The sequence below is a fragment of the Hydrogenophilus islandicus genome (assembly GCF_054657095.1).
Genome location: NZ_BAAHXE010000040.1, coordinates 1 through 16157, shown reverse-complemented (window position 1 = coordinate 16157; position 16157 = coordinate 1). Strand labels below are relative to the sequence as shown.

The 16157-nt window shown below is 65.5% G+C and carries 14 protein-coding genes; 5 read left to right on the top strand and 9 right to left on the bottom strand.

Translation table 11 applies throughout. The features are described from left to right. Window positions 1-144: 144 nt before the first annotated feature. From ACYQ6T_RS09790 to ACYQ6T_RS09770, 5 genes are all read left to right on the top strand, one after another. On the top strand, window positions 145-732 hold the full coding sequence (locus ACYQ6T_RS09790; RefSeq protein ID WP_459830406.1) for a DNA-deoxyinosine glycosylase: 588 nt from the start codon (window positions 145-147) through the stop codon (window positions 730-732). Between the two features lie 28 nt (window positions 733-760). After that, window positions 761-2449: a glutamine--tRNA ligase/YqeY domain fusion protein gene (locus ACYQ6T_RS09785; RefSeq protein ID WP_459830405.1), complete on the top strand. Its 1689-nt coding sequence runs from the start codon at window positions 761-763 to the stop codon at window positions 2447-2449. A 67-nt stretch (window positions 2450-2516) separates the two neighbouring features. Next, window positions 2517-3845: a nitronate monooxygenase gene (locus ACYQ6T_RS09780; protein WP_459830403.1), complete on the top strand. Its 1329-nt coding sequence runs from the start codon at window positions 2517-2519 to the stop codon at window positions 3843-3845. A 3-nt stretch (window positions 3846-3848) separates the two neighbouring features. Beyond that, window positions 3849-4901: a Holliday junction branch migration DNA helicase RuvB gene (gene ruvB, locus ACYQ6T_RS09775; protein WP_459830401.1), complete on the top strand. Its 1053-nt coding sequence runs from the start codon at window positions 3849-3851 to the stop codon at window positions 4899-4901. A gap of 9 nt (window positions 4902-4910) precedes the next feature. Then, the gene (locus ACYQ6T_RS09770; protein WP_459830400.1) at window positions 4911-5300 is read left to right on the top strand and encodes a hypothetical protein; all 390 of its coding nucleotides are present in this window, start codon (window positions 4911-4913) and stop codon (window positions 5298-5300) included. On the opposite strand, the gene ACYQ6T_RS09765 is transcribed toward ACYQ6T_RS09770, so the two are convergent. The 9 genes from ACYQ6T_RS09765 to ACYQ6T_RS09725 form a co-directional block, all read right to left on the bottom strand. After that, a complete protein-coding gene (locus ACYQ6T_RS09765) occupies window positions 5243-6943 on the bottom strand; it encodes a putative bifunctional diguanylate cyclase/phosphodiesterase (RefSeq protein ID WP_459830399.1) in 1701 nt (566 codons plus the stop codon). The two genes, ACYQ6T_RS09770 and ACYQ6T_RS09765, sit on opposite strands and share 58 nt — an antisense overlap. A gap of 12 nt (window positions 6944-6955) precedes the next feature. Next, complete coding sequence (locus tag ACYQ6T_RS09760; RefSeq protein ID WP_459830398.1) at window positions 6956-8032, bottom strand: aromatic ring-hydroxylating oxygenase subunit alpha; 1077 nt, start codon at window positions 8030-8032, stop codon at window positions 6956-6958. An 82-nt stretch (window positions 8033-8114) separates the two neighbouring features. Continuing rightward, the gene (locus ACYQ6T_RS09755) at window positions 8115-9305 is read right to left on the bottom strand and encodes a class I SAM-dependent rRNA methyltransferase (protein ID WP_459830397.1); all 1191 of its coding nucleotides are present in this window, start codon (window positions 9303-9305) and stop codon (window positions 8115-8117) included. Between the two features lie 76 nt (window positions 9306-9381). Then, window positions 9382-10341, bottom strand: a complete 960-nt coding sequence (locus tag ACYQ6T_RS09750; RefSeq protein WP_459830395.1) for a tyrosine recombinase XerC — start codon at window positions 10339-10341, stop codon at window positions 9382-9384. Next, window positions 10334-11029: a DUF484 family protein gene (locus tag ACYQ6T_RS09745; RefSeq protein WP_459830394.1), complete on the bottom strand. Its 696-nt coding sequence runs from the start codon at window positions 11027-11029 to the stop codon at window positions 10334-10336. Before ACYQ6T_RS09745 ends, ACYQ6T_RS09750 begins: the two co-directional genes overlap by 8 nt. Window positions 11030-11061: 32 nt before the next feature. Beyond that, complete coding sequence (dapF, locus tag ACYQ6T_RS09740) at window positions 11062-11964, bottom strand: diaminopimelate epimerase (RefSeq protein WP_459830409.1); 903 nt, start codon at window positions 11962-11964, stop codon at window positions 11062-11064. A gap of 85 nt (window positions 11965-12049) precedes the next feature. After that, complete coding sequence (glcF, locus tag ACYQ6T_RS09735; protein ID WP_459830393.1) at window positions 12050-13303, bottom strand: glycolate oxidase subunit GlcF; 1254 nt, start codon at window positions 13301-13303, stop codon at window positions 12050-12052. A gap of 3 nt (window positions 13304-13306) precedes the next feature. Beyond that, window positions 13307-14386 (bottom strand): glycolate oxidase subunit GlcE, encoded by a 1080-nt coding sequence (gene glcE / locus ACYQ6T_RS09730; RefSeq protein ID WP_459830392.1) that lies wholly within the window; start codon window positions 14384-14386, stop codon window positions 13307-13309. A gap of 9 nt (window positions 14387-14395) precedes the next feature. Further along, entirely contained in the window at window positions 14396-15838 is a 1443-nt protein-coding gene (locus tag ACYQ6T_RS09725; protein WP_459830408.1) for an FAD-linked oxidase C-terminal domain-containing protein, read from the bottom strand. Window positions 15839-16157 lie beyond the last annotated feature (319 nt).

Genomic DNA, 16157 nt, shown 5'->3' with positions numbered 1-16157 from the left:
TAGGGTCTCTCGCACGAGCTTTTTGCTCAAGGTGAGGTACCATTTTACCTCTCCCCCCTCGAGCTGCCTCACCGCTTGTTGCCCAAGCGGGAACATCGCGCGCCGATGAGGGTCACAAACGGTAACTGATCCGCAACGCTTTCCATGACACTGACCGCAACGTCGCACCCCTCGCCAACTGCAACCTGCAACGCCCCTTCGCCCCCTCTCCGCGAAGCACCCCGCGGCTTTCCGCCGATCGTGGGCGAGGCGCCGACGCGTCTCATCCTCGGCTCGTTTCCGAGCGTCGCATCGCTTGCCGCGAACGCCTACTATGCCCACCCCCGCAACGCCTTCTGGCCGATCATGGGAGCACTCTTCGGCTTCGATCCCCACCTTCCCTACCCCGAACGGGTGGCGCGGCTCGCTGCGCGTGGCGTTGCGCTGTGGGACGTGATCGCAAGCTGCGCGCGCAAGGGAAGCCGTGACGACGCGATCGCGCCCGAAACGATCGTCGTCAATGAGGTTGCCGCGCTCCTCGACACCCATCCAACCATTACCCGCATCGTCACCAACGGCACCACCGCCACCACCCTCTTTCGCCGCCACATTTGGCGCGATCTCCCGGCAGCGACGAAAGCGCGCCTGGCCCACTTCCCGGCCCCGTCGACGTCGCCTGCGCATGCCACACGGACACTCGCGGAAAAAACCGCCCTTTGGCGCGAAGCGCTCGGCCTCTTGCGTGTAGAATAGAGCAGTTTTACTGGCACGCAGAATTTAGATGACGACGCCGATTCCCAGCAACTTCATCCGCACCGAAATCGAAGCCGACCTTGCCGCCGGACGCTACCCTGGGGTCGTGACCCGCTTTCCGCCGGAACCGAACGGGTTTCTCCACCTCGGCCACGCCAAAGCGATCATTCTCAACTTCGAGATGGCGAAATCCTACGGCGGACGGTGCCACCTGCGCTTTGACGACACCAACCCCGAAAAGGAGAGCGAAGCCTACGCCCGCTCGATCGAAGAGGCGGTGGCGTGGCTCGGTTACGACTGGGGCGAACACCGCTACTACGCCTCCGACTACTTCGCGACGATGGTACGCTGCGCAGAAGCGCTCATCGAGCGGGGGCTTGCCTACGTCGATTCACAACCCCCCGAGCTCATTCGAGTGCAACGCGGGACCCTCACCGAACCGGGCACCCCGAGCCCCTACCGCGACCGCAGTGTCGCGGAGAACCTCGACCTCTTTCGCCGTATGCAGGCTGGGGAGTTCCCCAACGGCGCCCACGTCCTTCGCGCCAAGATCGACATGGCCCACCCCAACCTGAACCTCCGCGACCCGATCCTCTACCGCATCCGCCATGTCGCCCACTACCGCACCGGCAACCGCTGGTGCATCTACCCCACCTACACCTTTGCCCACCCGATCGAAGACGCGATCGAGGGGATTACCCACTCGCTCTGCACTCTCGAATTTGAAGACCAGCGCCCCTTCTACGACTGGCTCCTCGCAGCGCTCGCCGACGCGGGGCTCTTCTCGCGCCCGCTCCCCCGGCAGATCGAGTTTGCCCGCCTCAACCTCGAATACACGGTGCTGTCGAAGCGCAAACTGATCGAACTTGTCGAGAAAGGGGTGGTCACCGGCTGGGACGACCCGCGGATGCCGACACTCGCGGGCGCACGTCGCCGCGGCTACTGTCCCGAGGGCTTTCGTCTCTTCGTCGAGCGCACCGGAGTGGCCAAAGCCGAGAGCTGGATCGACTACACCGTCTTTGAAGAGGCGCAGCGCGACGCGCTCAATGAAATCGCCCCCCGCCGCATCGCGGTCCTCGACCCGCTGGAGCTTGTGATCACCAACTTCCCGGCGGGCGAAACGGTCTGGTGCGAAGCGCCGAACCACCCGCAAAAGCCGCAGTGGAACACGCGCCCAATCCCCTTTACCCAGCGCCTCTGGATCGAACGCGACGACTTCATGGAGGTCCCGGAAAAGGGGTTCAAACGCCTCTCCCCCGGAGCGGAGGTGCGCCTGCGTTACGGGTTCGTGATCCGCTGCACTGGCTTTGAGAAAGGGGACGACGGGCGGATCACCCGTGTCACCGCGCACTACTACCCCGACTCGAAGAGCGGCACGCCGGGGGCCGAAGCCTACAAACCGAAAGGGGCAATCCACTGGCTTTCGGCTGAGCACGCGGTTACCGCCGAAGCGCGCCTCTACGATCGCCTCTTTACCCAGCCGATCCCTGGCGCGCCGACCGCTGACGGCGTGGAACGCCACTTCCTCGACGACCTCAACCCGGAGTCGCTGCGCACCATTCAGATCGTCGTCGAACGGGCCGCGGCCGAAGCCCCGCCGGAGACGCGCTTCCAGTTCGAACGCCACGGCTATTTCGCCACGGACCGTTTCGACCACAGCCCGGAGCGACCCGTGTTCAACCGCACCGTCGCCCTCAAAAGTGGCTGGAAACGGTAAGTGGCGCGCGGCCCGTTTCGGTGCAGTATGATTGGATAAAGGATGACACCAAGGGAGCTCAAAGAGAATGACCACACGCCGCGCACTCGATGACTTTCGCCTCCGTTTCGGCGGACGGGGCCCTGAACTCGTCCCGCTCATGTTGGGCGGGATGGGGGTCGATATCTCCAACACCGACCTCGCGCTCGAAATCGCCCGCCTCGGGGGCATCGGTCACATCTCCGACGCGATGGTCCCCACCGTCACCGACCGTCGGTATGAGACCGAATTCACCAAGGAAAAGCTCAAAAAATACAAATACAACGTCAAAAGCAGCGACAAATCGGCGGTGAAATTCGACTTGGGGATGGTCCGCGAAGCGCAGATGCTCCATGTCGCCAAGACGATCGAAAAGAAGCGCGGCGAGGGGCTCATCTTCATCAACTGCATGGAAAAACTCACCATGGGGGCACCGAAAGAGACCCTCAAGGTGCGGCTCGAGGCGGCGCTGGATGCCGGGATCGACGGCATCACCCTCTCGGCGGGGCTCCACCTCGGCAGCTTCGCGCTGATCGAAGAGCATCCGCGCTTTCGCGACGCAAAACTCGGGATCATCGTCTCCTCGGTGCGGGCGCTCGCCCTCTTTCTCAAGAAGAACAGCCGCACCGGGCGGCTCCCCGACTACGTCGTCGTCGAAGGGCCGCTCGCCGGCGGCCACCTCGGCTTTGGCCTCGACTGGGCCAACTACAACCTGAAGACCATCACCGCCGAGGTGCTCCACTATCTTGCGGAAAACCACCTCGAAATCCCGGTGATTCCCGCGGGCGGGATCTTCACCGGAACCGACGCCGTCGAGATGCTGGAAATGGGCGCGGCAGCCGTACAAGTCGCGACGCGCTTTACCGTCACCCGCGAGTGTGGGCTCCCCGACGAGGTCAAACAGGAGTACTTCAAAGCGAATGAAGAGGATGTGGTGGTCAACACCATCTCCCCCACCGGCTACCCCATGCGCATGCTTCGCAATAGCCCCGCGATCGGCAGCGGCATCCGCCCCAATTGCGAGTCCTACGGGTATCTCCTCGACGCCAACGGCCACTGCGCCTACATCGACGCCTACAATCGGGCAGTCGAGACGACGCCCCCTGGAGAGAAACTCCACGTCTGGGAGAAGACCTGTCTCTGCACCCACATGCGCAACTTCAAGGTGTGGACCTGCGGCCACACCGTCTACCGCCTCAAAGACACCACCCGCCGCTATCCCGACGGCACCTACCAGCTCCTCACCGCCGAGCATGTCTTTCGCGACTACCAGTTCAGCACCGAACACCAGATCCGTCTGCCCGACCCTGAACCGCAGCCGCAGCAAAAAACGCGCACTCCGGACCCCGTCACGGAGAGCTCCGACGACAACGGCTAAGCCATGAACGACCGGTTGATCGCCCCGCAACCGCTTGCTGGCGATGAGCGCTTCGAGCGCGCGCTGCGGCCCAAACGGCTTGCGGAATACACCGGTCAGCGCAAAACGCGCGAACAGCTCGCGATCTTCATCGAAGCGGCCCGGCAGCGTAGTGACGCCCTCGACCACGTCCTCCTCTTTGGTCCCCCGGGGCTCGGAAAGACGACGCTTGCCCACATCATCGCTGAAGAGTTGGGCGTCGGCTTTCACCAGACCTCAGGGCCGGTGCTCGAGCGGGCAGGCGACCTCGCGGCGATTTTGACGACTCTACAGCCGCGCGACGTCCTCTTCATCGACGAAATCCACCGCCTCTCGCCGGTGGTGGAAGAGATCCTCTACCCGGCGATGGAGGATTACCAGATCGACATCGTCATCGGCGAAGGACCCGCCGCGCGGTCGATCAAACTCGACGTCGCCCCCTTCACCCTGGTGGGGGCCACAACCCGCGCCGGAATGCTCACCAATCCGCTGCGCGACCGCTTTGGCATCGTCGCGCGGCTCGAGTTCTACAGTGCCGCAGAGCTGCAAAGGATCGTCCTGCGTTCCGCGGCGCTTCTTCAGGTGGCGATCGACGACGCGGGCGCGATGGAGATCGCGCGCCGCTCCCGCGGCACCCCGCGCATCGCCAACCGGCTCCTGCGCCGGGTGCGCGATTTTGCCCAAGTCAAGGCAAACGGCACGATCACCGCGTCGGTTGCCCACGAAGCGCTGACGCTCCTGGAGGTCGATCCCCTCGGCCTCGACGTGATGGACCGCAAGCTCCTTTCTGCGATCGTCGAACGGTTTGGCGGCGGTCCGGTGGGACTTGAAAACGTCGCCGCGGCGATTGGCGAAGCCCCCGACACCATCGAAGAGGTGATCGAACCCTACCTCATTCAACAGGGGTATCTCCAGCGCACCCCTCGCGGCCGAGTCGCCACCGCTGCAGTCTATCGCCACCTGGGGCTCCATCCCCCGCGCCCCTCCACGCCAGAAGCCCAACCGGCACTCTTTCCGCTTCCGGAAGAAGAGGGATAACGGCGCACGATGCGCACCTTTCTCGCGTTCGCTTGGCTCTTCACCCTCGTTGCAGGCGGTTACCTCACCCTCTTTGCCCCCGCGTTCGAGATGCCCGACCGCCTCGCGCCAGGGTGTGGCTGGTTCCTCTCACCACCTCTCACCCGAACGGTCGGCGTCGCGCTCCTCTTCCTTGCCGCAGCGGGATGGCGAATCTTTCGCCGCGCGCAGCAAAGTCACCTCACCACCGCCCCACTCGCCTGGCACCACCGCCAATTGGCGTTGCTCGCGCTGAGTCTCCTCCTGCTTCTCCTTGCCTCGGCGCTCGCCCCTTACGGGACGCTCAGCGAAACGCCGTCGGCTCACTGCCCGCAAAGCAGCATCGCCAACGCCTGGTTCGCCGCCACCGGCCGCGAATAGAGATAACCCTGCCCCCAGTGCGCCCCCATCGCCAGGAGCTGCGCGTGCTGCTCCTCGCTCTCGACCCCTTCACACACCACCTCAAGCCCCAGCGAACGGGCAAGATCAATCACCCCCCGAACGAACGAGTACCCCCGAGGCTTGTCGATCTCGGCGACAAAAGTGCGGTCGATCTTGATCGCCCGCACCGGGATCTGATAGAGACAGCTCAACGACGAGTAGCCGGTGCCAAAATCGTCCAGCTGAAGCTGCAAACCGGCCTCACCCCAGCGCTGCACAATCGCCCGGGTGCGGTCGCTCTGTTCCAGGATCGCGGTCTCGGTGATCTCCACCTTCACCCGCTCAGGCGAAACCCCCGCGTCGCGCACCGCAGCGAGCAACCAATCGGCGAAATCGGCAACGAGCAGCTGCCGGGGCGAGACATTGATCGCCAACGTGACCGGCCGATGCGGCAGCCGTTTGCTCCAGCTGCCAAGCGCATTGAGCGCTGCGGCGATCGTCAGGCGGCCGATCGGATCGATCAACCCGCTCTCCTCCGCCACGGTCAAAAAAGCGCCGGGCGCAACAACCCCCCGCTTGGGGTGGAGCCATCGCACCAGCGCTTCGAAGCCGACGATGGCGCGGGTCGCCATATCGACGATCGGCTGGAAATAGGGCTCGAACGCCCCCGTCTTCACTCCGACGCGCAGCTCCGCTTCGGTCTCCATCTGCTGCTGGACCGCGAGGTGCATCGCCGGGTCCGAGATCACCGCTGCGGCGCCCCCTTCCCGTTTCGCCTGACGCAACGCCAATTGCGCCTCCGAGAGCAGCGACTCGCTCGTCACCTCACCCGCCGCCGAGAGTGCCCCCGCCGTCACCGTCGCCACCCCGGCCGAAAAGCTCCACGTGAGCTCCTGGCCGCCGACGACGAACGGAAACGACACCTGCCGCCGCCACCGCTCAATCACCCGCAGGGGCGAGGTGGCATCGCGCACATCCTCGAGGAGCACGCAGAACTCGTCCCCCCCGACGCGTGACACCATGTCGGTGGGGCGAACGTTGCGCCGCAGCCGCTCAGCCACCTCCGAAAGCATCAGATCCCCTGCCCAATAGCCGAAACGGTGGTTGACAAGCTGAAAGCGATCGAGCCCCAGACAAACCACCGCAAAACGGGCCGAGGCGTTGCGGCGCAGCCGCTGCAACGCGTGTTCCACCCGATTGAGGAAGAGGGGCAGATTGGGGAGCCCCGTCAAGCGATCGGTGAGCTCAGGGGCCAGTTGGGCTTTGGCGTCGAGCACCACCCCCACCTCGTGCGCCGCAAGCACGAGAACCCCCTCACGACCCGCCTGGATCGCCGACCACGCCAACCCGACAAAGCGCCCGTCATGACAACGCAAGCGCGCCGAAAAGCGGACCGTCGTCCCCTCCTTGCGCGCCTCCGCCAGACGCTCTTGGACCGGCTGGCGATCGGCTTCGAAGAGCAACGACGCGAAACTCTGCCCCGGTACCACCGCCTCGGGGCCGCCGAGCAGTGTCTGAAGCCCCGCACTCGCCGCCACGATGCGGTCCTCCGCGTCGAGCGTCAAAGCGAGGTTGTCAGGCAGCGAAAAAAAGGCGGCTAGCGTCTCCTGCTGCGCTCCAGGGTCGTTGCCAAAGGTGATCACGGCAAAGCGTTCCTATTGAGGCAGATGATCGGCCATTACCCGGCGGTAGAAGGCGTGGAAATGGGGCATCCCGTCCTCGTAGGGCGATTGGTAGGGACCGACCTCGTTTCGCCCCTCTTGCCACAACACTTTGCGGCCCCGGTCCATCCGCTCGGCAATCTCGTCATCCTCAACCGCCGTCTCCATGTAGGCCGCCTGCTCGGCTTCGACAAAGTCGCGCTCAAACTCGGCGATCTCTTCAGGATAGTAGAACTCGACCAGATTGAGCGTCTTGTCGACCCCCTGCGGCCACAGGGTACTGATCACCAAGGAGTGGGGGTACCACTCGACCATCACGTTCGGATAGTAGAGGAGCCAGATCGCCCCATCCGGCGGCAACTGCCCATCGTAGTGCTGCAACACCGCCCGGTGCCACCGCTCGTAGGTGGGGGTACCGGCGCGCGCAAGCGACGTGATCCCCACCCGCTGGACCGAATACCATTCGCCAAACTGCCACTCGAGCTGGTCGCAATCGACGAAGTTGCCGAGCCCCGGATGAAACGGCACCACGTGGTAATCCTCAAGATAGACCTCAACAAAGGTCTTCCAGTTGTACCGGCACTCGTGCGCCACCACCCGGTCGAGTTTATACCCAGAAAAATTGAAGCGGTCGGCAAACTGTGGCCTCATCCCCGCCAAATCGGCGAGCACATCGCGCGGCCCGCGGAAGAGGAGTCCGTGCCAATTCTGCACCGCCAGCCGCTCTAAGTGGAGGCAAGGATTCTCCGGAAAATGGGGCGCACCGAGCAGGCGCCCGTCGAGCGCGTAGCTCCAGCGGTGGAGCGGACAGACGATCTGCTCGGTTTTGCCGCTGCCGCGCAACATGATCGCCTGGCGGTGGCGGCAGATATTGGAGAGGAGATGGACCCCTTCGCGATCGCGCACGAGCGCCATCCCCTCGTCGAACTGCTCCAACGCGCGGTAGCTCCCCACCTCAGGGACCATCAGCTCGTGACCGAGGTAGCCGGGGCCATTCTTGAAGAGGCACTCGAGCTCTTTCTGGTAGAGCGCTTCGTCGAAATACCAGGAGACTGGAAATTGCAGCTCCATACCTTACCTCGCGCAAAAATTCCCGAAAAGCAGGGGATCGTACCACAAACGGAGAAGTAGTTCTTTGATCTCACGCAAAAAGTCAGTCAAAACGGACCAACAGCCCTTTGAGGTACTCCCCTTCCGGTGCCCCGAGGCCAATCGGATGGTCAGCCCCGGCGGTGAGCCGGGCAACGATCTGGCCGCTCCTTCGGTTCTCCGCGGCACAGGTGGCCACCAGCGCCTGGAACTCCTGCAGCCCAATTCCGCCGGAACAGGAGTAGGTCATCAGATAACCGCCTGGACGGACGAGCCGCATCCCAAAGAGGTTGATATCGCGGTAGGCGCGCTTCGCTCGCTCAGCGTGCGCTGCCGACGGAGCAAATTTCGGCGGGTCGAGGATCACGCAATCGAAGGTCTCCCCAGCCTGAAACCATTCGCGCAGCCCGGAAAAGACGTCGGTCTCGATCACCCGCGACCGTTCTGCCGGAAGATCGGGATTGAGCGCCAGGTTTCGGGCAAGCCCCTCGAGCGCTGCGGCGCTCGAATCGACCGACCAGACCTCCTGCGCGCCTCCTTTGAGCGCGTGCAGCGAAAACCCTCCGGTATAACAGAAGGTGTTGAGCAACCGCATCCCCTCGGCAAGCCGTTGCACCAGGTAGCGGTTCTCCCGCTGGTCGAGATAGAAACCGGTCTTGTGGCCGCGAACGACGTCGACGGCAAAGCGCACGCCATACTCGTCGACCACCACCTCGTCGGGAAGCGCTCCCCACACCAACCCCGAACGTGGCGGCAGCCCCTCGCGTTGCCGCACTTCGGAATCGGACCGCTCGTATACGGCGGAGAGATCAGGCAGCGCCCGCACCAGCGCATCGACGATCGCCTCCCGCCACCGGTCCGCCCCGGCAAAGGTGATCTGCAAAACAGCCACCGCACCAAAGCGGTCGATGATCACCCCTGGGAGCCCGTCGGCTTCGCCGTGCACCAACCGCACCCCCGTCTGCCCCGCGAGTGTCGGAAAGCGTGTGCGCCACGCAACTGCCTGAGCGATCCGTCGCCGGAAGAAGGCGTGGTCGACCGGCTGATCGGGGTTGAAGTGCCAGATGCGGGCGCGAATCGCCGAAGTGAGCGAAAGCCCCGCGCGTGCAAGCGGGGTACCGTCGGAGGCGCAGACGCGCACCGTTGCGCCATTCTCCGCGCGCCCGACCACCTGAGCAACGCTTTGGGCATAGATCCACGGATGACGCGCCTTAACCGAGCGCTCTTTTCCCGGTTTGAGAATCAGATCGGCCATGCCGTGATTCTACCGCGCTTTGGCCGCTCCCCGCCGCGCCTCCAGCCCCGGGCAGACGCGCTACTCCTCTGCGGCGTCACTTTCTCCGCGCCCGCGGATGGGCCGCGTCGTAGATCCGCGCCAGGTGCTGCGCGTCGAGCTTGGTGTAGACCTGGGTGCTGGCAAGCGACGCGTGCCCCAAAAGCTCCTGCACCGCGCGCAGATCGCCACTCGACTGCAGCAGGTGGCTCGCGAAACTGTGGCGCAACATATGGGGGTGGAGCCGCTGGGAAAACCCCAACCGCTCCGCCCAATAGCCCAACCGCGATGCCACCCCCTGCGGCGAGAGGCGCCCGCCGCGCTCGGAGACGAAGAGCGCCGGCTCGTCGAGACGCGCGAGGAGCGGCCGGACCGCGAGCCACTCGGCCACCGCGCGCTGCGCTGCTCGCCCCACCGGCACCCACCGCCGCTTCTGCCGCTTCCCCACCACCGCGATTCGCCCCCCCGGCCAATCGCACGCGGGATCACCGGCGTTGAGCGCCACGAGCTCCCCCACGCGCAACCCGCAACCGTAGAGCACTTCGAAGATCGCCCGATCACGCACCCAGAGGAGAGCGGCACGATCGCTGACCTCCCTCTTCACACCCTCCCCCGCCGCGGCCGGACGCGCTGCGTCCATCGCGTCCAAAAAACGGACCGCCTCATCGACCGGCAACGCCTTCGGGAGGAGCTTTTCGGCGCGCGGCGGGCGAATCCCGTCGACCGGGTTATGCTCAAGCCACCCATGCGCACACGCCCAGCGGTAAAACGCGCGCCACGCCGAAAGCCGTCGGGCAAGCGACCGCGGCGCCAAACCCTCCGCGTGCGCCGCAGCAAGCGCTTTGCGCACCGCCAAAGGGGTCACCGCCGCAAAGGCACCGTTGCAGAGCGTCACCAGGTGGTCGATTTCGTGCGCATAAGCCGCGACGGTGTGGGGTGAAGCGCGGCGCACCACCCGCAGGTAGTCGAGCCACGCCGCAACGAGCGGAGGATTACCTCCTTCCTTCGCCTCACCCACCGCTATTCTCGAGCCACTCCTCAGCACCCGCGTCCGCAAGCGGTTCCACCCGCGACCACGCCGCACGCACCCCGTCGCGGATCTGCTCGAGAAAGAGCGTCCCCTTCTCCTCAGTGAAGTAACTGGCGTCGTGATGGGCAAAAAAGAGCCAGAGCGACGGAGCGACGGCGAGGAGCGCCGCCGAACGAAGCCTCGTACTGCCCAGCCACTTCGTGAGCGCCTCGTCAAGGGGGAGCGCCGCAGCCCGTAGAGGACGCTCGCCCAACCACTCGGCGAGCGGCGCAGGAAGCGTCGCACACCACCGCACGCACGGCAGCGCCAATTCACGCGTCGCCCAAGTGAGCACCGTTGCCCGAACCGCTTCGGGGGTGTTCGCACGCTGCAGCGCCACGAGGAGCGCCACGACCTTGCGCGCCACGCGATCGTTTGCCGCAGCAACCGCGCGCAGCGTCTGCAGCTCCCCAGCCAACCGATCCCGTTCTGCCCGCAAAAAGGCCGCTTGCCGGTGCGCTAACGAAACCAGATCGGCAGGGAGACCATCGGGAAGCTCAAGGTGCGCAAGCCACGCCGCTTCACGGAGAAAAAAGGCGGGATGGGCGGCAAGGTAGCGCTTCACCCCTTCGGCCGAAAGGCGCGAAGCGATTTCTCCCCGCCGTGCGCGCTTGCTCTGCCGCCACCTGCGCACCATTACGATCCCCCGCCGAGTCGTGCGCGCGCCGCTCACCCCCACGCGGGACGGGGGAGGAGCTCGTCGGGATCAAACACCCCGCGGTAGACGGTCACCGCCGGCCCCGTCATCGCGACCGGCTGAGCCGCTCCGTCCCGAATCCCCGCCCACGCCACAGTGAGCGCTCCGCCTCGCGTCACCACGGTGACGGGGCTTGTGAGAAGCCCGCGGCGAATCCCCGCCACCACCGCGGCACACGCGCCCGTGCCGCACGCGAGCGTCTCCCCTGCCCCCCGCTCGAAGACCCGCAAGCGGATCTGGTGGGGCGAGACCACCTCCATAAAGCCGACATTGACCCGCGCCGGAAAGGCGGGATGGCGCTCGATCGCCGGCCCCAACTCAGCCACCGGGGCGCTCAAAACGTCCCCGACGACCAAAACCGCATGGGGGTTCCCCATCGAGACAACGCTCACCATCAGCCGCTCATCGCCCACCCACAACGGCGTCACCGCAGGCGCCATCCCCTCTTCAACGAGCGCCGCCCAATCGGCCGCGCTCGCGGCGTCGGCTTGAGCGGGGTCAAAAGGGATCTCGTGTGGCAAAAAACGCGGCGCCCCCATATCGACTGTGACCGTGCCGTCGTCATGGAGCTGCGGCGCGATCACCCCGGCGCGGGTCGCCACCCGGACCGTCCGCTTCGTTGTCAACCCCTCGGCGACGACAAAGCGGGCAAAACAGCGCGCCCCATTGCCGCAATTCTCGACTTCGCTCCCATCCGCATTGAAAATGCGATAGCGAAAATCGACCGACGCGTCGGGCGGCGGTTCGACCAAAAGGATCTGGTCGCAGCCGATGCCAAACGCCCGATCGGCAATGCGCCGCGCCAACTCCGCGGTCATCGTAATCTTTTGCCGCACCGCGTCGAGGACGACGAAGTCGTTCCCGAGCCCGTGCATCTTGGTAAACCGCCACTCCGCCACGATCTCCCCTTTACTTTCGCGCACCGCTCGAAGTGAAACCCCCGACAGAGCGATTCCCCCGTCACCCCACTGCGCGCCGCGGCGGGAGCGCCTCGGCGACGAGTTCGATCCAATGTTTGACCGGGAGCTCAGTGCCACTCGCCAGATGGACCAGGCAACCGATGTTCGCCGTCGCGATCACCCCGCCCCCCGTCTCAGTCAGTGCCGCGAGCTTCTGCGCCTTGAGTGCCTCACTGATGCGCCGCTGCAAAAGACTGTAGGTACCGGCAGAGCCGCAGCAGAGGTGGGCGTCACGCACGAGAGGCACCACCCAACCGGCGCGGGTGAGGATGCGCTCGACCACCCCGCGCACCCGTAACCCGTGTTGCAACGTACAGGGGGCATGAAACGCGACGACACCGCGCGAACCGGGTGGCACCGCTTCAAGCTGTGCGCCGAGCGCCTCCTCCTCCCGCGCGACCACCTCGGCGGGGTCCCAAACCCGCGCGACGACCTCCGCCGCTTTTTGGGCGTATTCGGGGTCGTGGGCCAGGAGCACCGCATAATCGCGCACGTGCGCCCCGCAGCCACTTGCGGTCACCACCACCCCCTCGACCTCACCGCTTGCGAGCTTGGGCCACCAGAGGTCGATGTTGCGCCGCGCGCGCGCTTTGGCCCGCTCCTCTTCCCCCAAGTGGTGTTCCACCGCCCCACAGCAGCCGCTGTCGGGCGCAGGCGTCAAAGTAATTCCCAACGCAGCAAAAACGCGGGCGGTTGCCGCATTGATCGCCGGCCTCAAAGCGGGTTGGACGCAGCCGGTCATCACCCACATGCGGCGCGCGCGGCTTTCAACCGGCCACACCCCGGGGTCCTCTTGCGGGGGAATCGTGCGCGCCAAGCGCTTCGGGAGGGTCGGCCGCACCCATTGCCCGAGACGGAGAAGGGCAGTAAAGAGCGCGCGATCGGTGAGCACCCGCGCCAAGAGCCTGCGCAGGAGCGCCTCACCCCAGGGGCGCGCCACCTGGGCGTCGACCACCGCGCGGCCGATGTCCAGGAGCCGATGGTAGGTCACCCCCGAGGGACAGGTCGTCTCACACGACCGACAGGTGAGACAGCGGTCGAGGTGGTTCTGGATCGTCCGGGTTGCCGGCGCCCCTTCCAAAACCATTTTGATCTGGTAGATCCGGCCCCGCGGACCGTCGAGTTCGTCCCCCAACAGCTGATAGGTCGGGCAGGTTGCGGTACAGAAACCGCAATGGACACACTTGCGGAGAATTGCTTCCGCCTCAGGACCTTCAGGCAAAGCGGCAACCGATGGGGCAAGATGGGTCTGCATCGCTCACGCTCCGGCAAAGGGCCCGTCGCCAAAAAGGCGATCGGGGTCGAAGATGGTGCGAATCCGCGCTTCGATCGCGGCAACAGGGTCGCTTCGGCGACTCATCCACGGCCCCGCTGCCGCCCCCCGCCAGCGCCACGCCCACCCCCCGAGCTTCGCCGCCGCCGCAAAGCCGTCCCACTGGGCGTCGGCCACCACCCAGCGGATTCCGCCGCCCCCTTCAAACCAGAAGCGCTCACCGAGCGCGGCCATCGGCGCGGTGGGCGGCACCGCGACGCGCCACAACACCCGCCCTTCTGGCACCACCCACAGCGGACCTTCCTGGTCGCGAACGCCCTGCCACCAGCGCTCGGCATCACGCTCCTCGACCACCTCTCCCCCAAGCTGCTCCCTTGCCGCGCGCACCGCTGCCTCCGCCCCCCGAAGACGCAGCCAGAGGAACCCCTCGGCCCAAAACGCCGCCGAGAGCGGCAACGGCTTCCCTGCCCAGCGGTTGAGGGCGTTTGCCGCCTCCTCGGCGCCCATTGCAAAGGAGAGCGTCAGCGACGCCGGCGGCTGCGGTGCAACCTTGAGTGAGACTGTCAGAATCACCCCGAGCGTTCCCCATGAGCCGACGAGCAGCCGCGAGACGTCGTAACCCGCGACATTCTTCATCACCTCGCCACCGAAGCGGAGCTGCCGCCCCCGCCCATCCAGCAGCTGCACCCCGAGCACCGCGTCGCGCACCGCCCCGTGACCCCAGCGCGCCGGCCCCGAAAGGCCTGTCGCCACCGCCCCGCCCACCGTCCCCCCCTGCCCCAAACGGGGCGGCTCAAAAGGGAGCCACTGGCGGCGTTCGGCGAGTGCTGCCTCGAGTTCGTCAAGCGGCGTACCGGCACGCACCGTCACCACCAACTCTGTCGGTTCATAGCGCTCGATCCCTCGCCACTCCCGCGTCGCGATCACCACCGCGTCGTCGGGAATCTTGCACCAGGGGAGCACCGCTTTACTCCCCCCGCCAACGATCGCGACCCGATGCCCCTTCTCGCGCGCAACACGGATCGCCTCTTGCCATCTCGGGATGACGTTGTTCGTCGCAGCCACACCGCCTCCTCAAAACCGCGGAATTTCGGGAAAGGGCAACGCCCCGCGCGACACCCGCATCCGGCCATACTCGGCGCAGCGGTGAAGCGTCGGAATCGCTTTACCGGGGTTGAGCAACCCGTCGGGGTCGAACGCCGCTTTGATCGCGAAAAAGACCTCGCGCTCATCAGGTGAAAATTGGACACACATCTGGTTGATCTTCTCGATCCCCACCCCATGCTCGCCGGTGATCGTACCCCCCAACGCCACCGAGCGCTCGAGGATCTCGGCGCCAAACGCCTCGGCCCGCTCCCATTCGCCAGGCACATTGGCATCAAAGAGAATCAGCGGGTGGAGATTCCCGTCGCCCGCGTGAAAGACGTTGAGGCAGCGTAACCCGTACCGCCCCTCCATCTCACGGATCGCCTCGAGCATTTCGCCGATCGCGCGGCGCGGAATTGTCCCGTCCATACAGTAGTAATCGGGCGAAACCCGCCCCGCGGCCGGAAACGCGGCTTTGCGCCCCGCCCAGAAGCGCAGCCGCTCCGCTTCATCGCGCGAGACACGAAGCTCTGTCGCCCCGTGGGCTTTGAGCACCGCCTCCATGCGGGCGATCTCCTCCTCGACCTCCTCAGGTGTCCCATCGGCCTCGCACAACAGCAGCGCCTCCGCGTCGGTCGGATAACCGGCGTGGATAAACTCTTCCACTGCGACCGTTGCGCCCCGATCCATCATCTCGAGCCCTGCCGGAATAATCCCCGCCGCGATCACCGCCGCGACCGCGTCCCCTGCAGCGCGCACCGAATCGAACGCCGCAAGGAGACACTTAGCCACCACCGGTTTGGGCAACAGCCGCACCGTCACCTCAGTCACCACCGCGAGCATCCCCTCGGACCCCACCATAATCGCGAGCAGGTCATACCCCGGCGCGTCGGGGGCTAGACTCCCAAAAGTCACCGGTTCGCCCCGCACGGTATACCCACGAACCTGGAGCACGTTATGGACGGTCAAACCGTACTTCAGGCAATGGACGCCCCCCGAATTCTCCGCGACGTTACCGCCGATCGTGCAAGCGATCTGCGACGAAGGGTCGGGCGCGTAGTAGAGTCCGTACGCTGCCGCCGCTTCGCTGATGGCGAGATTGCGCACCCCCGGCTCCACCCGGGCTGTTCGGGCGACGGGGTCGATCGCGAGGATCCGGTTCAAGCGCGCGAGCGACACCACGACCCCCTGCGGATGGGGCGTCGCCCCACCCGAAAGTCCTGTTCCCGCTCCGCGGGCCACCACGGGCACCCCCAGTTCATGGCACGCGCGCAGCACCGCGACCACCTCCGCTTCACTCTGCGGCAATACCACGGCCAACGGTTGGGCGCGGAAGACCGACAACCCGTCACACTCGTAAGGGGTGAGCTCTTCCGGTTGGGTGAGCACGCGATCGGCAGGCACAACGCTCTGGAGTTTGCGCCGCACCATTTCAGCGTCTGCGGCAAAGTGCCGTTCCTCTTTCGCCCACGCACGGGCCTGATCAACCCATGATTCGTTGTTTCTACCCACAGTAACGCTCCTCACGTCGCTGGTGAGGATGATAGCGGAAAAGGGCGCTAACTGTTCAGGCAGTGTGAAGAGCAGAGCAACAAAGGGAGAGCCCCGTTGTTTGGTTTGAGGTTCTGGTTTTTTGGTCGTTTGTGGGATGTGGCGGTGTTGATGGCCCGTGTGCAAGGGCGCGCCCCCTTTTGTGGGGTGCGCGTCTTGTGTGCGATGTTTCGTGTTGGTGTTTGGTTTGGTTTGTGGA

Excerpts from the sequence above, each read along its gene's own strand:
- ACYQ6T_RS09790 (WP_459830406.1), top strand. The coding sequence starts at position 145 with ATGACACTGACCGCAACGTCGCACCCCTCGCCAACTGCAACCTGCAAC.
- ACYQ6T_RS09785 (WP_459830405.1), top strand. The coding sequence starts at position 761 with ATGACGACGCCGATTCCCAGCAACTTCATCCGCACCGAAATCGAAGCC.
- ACYQ6T_RS09780 (WP_459830403.1), top strand. The coding sequence starts at position 2,517 with ATGACCACACGCCGCGCACTCGATGACTTTCGCCTCCGTTTCGGCGGA.
- ruvB (WP_459830401.1), top strand. The coding sequence starts at position 3,849 with ATGAACGACCGGTTGATCGCCCCGCAACCGCTTGCTGGCGATGAGCGC.
- ACYQ6T_RS09770 (WP_459830400.1), top strand. The coding sequence starts at position 4,911 with ATGCGCACCTTTCTCGCGTTCGCTTGGCTCTTCACCCTCGTTGCAGGC.
- ACYQ6T_RS09760 (WP_459830398.1), bottom strand. The coding sequence starts at position 8,032 with ATGGAGCTGCAATTTCCAGTCTCCTGGTATTTCGACGAAGCGCTCTAC.
- ACYQ6T_RS09755 (WP_459830397.1), bottom strand. The coding sequence starts at position 9,305 with ATGGCCGATCTGATTCTCAAACCGGGAAAAGAGCGCTCGGTTAAGGCG.
- ACYQ6T_RS09745 (WP_459830394.1), bottom strand. The coding sequence starts at position 11,029 with ATGGTGCGCAGGTGGCGGCAGAGCAAGCGCGCACGGCGGGGAGAAATC.
- dapF (WP_459830409.1), bottom strand. The coding sequence starts at position 11,964 with ATGCACGGGCTCGGGAACGACTTCGTCGTCCTCGACGCGGTGCGGCAA.
- glcF (WP_459830393.1), bottom strand. The coding sequence starts at position 13,303 with ATGCAGACCCATCTTGCCCCATCGGTTGCCGCTTTGCCTGAAGGTCCT.
- ACYQ6T_RS09725 (WP_459830408.1), bottom strand. The coding sequence starts at position 15,838 with ATGGTGCGGCGCAAACTCCAGAGCGTTGTGCCTGCCGATCGCGTGCTC.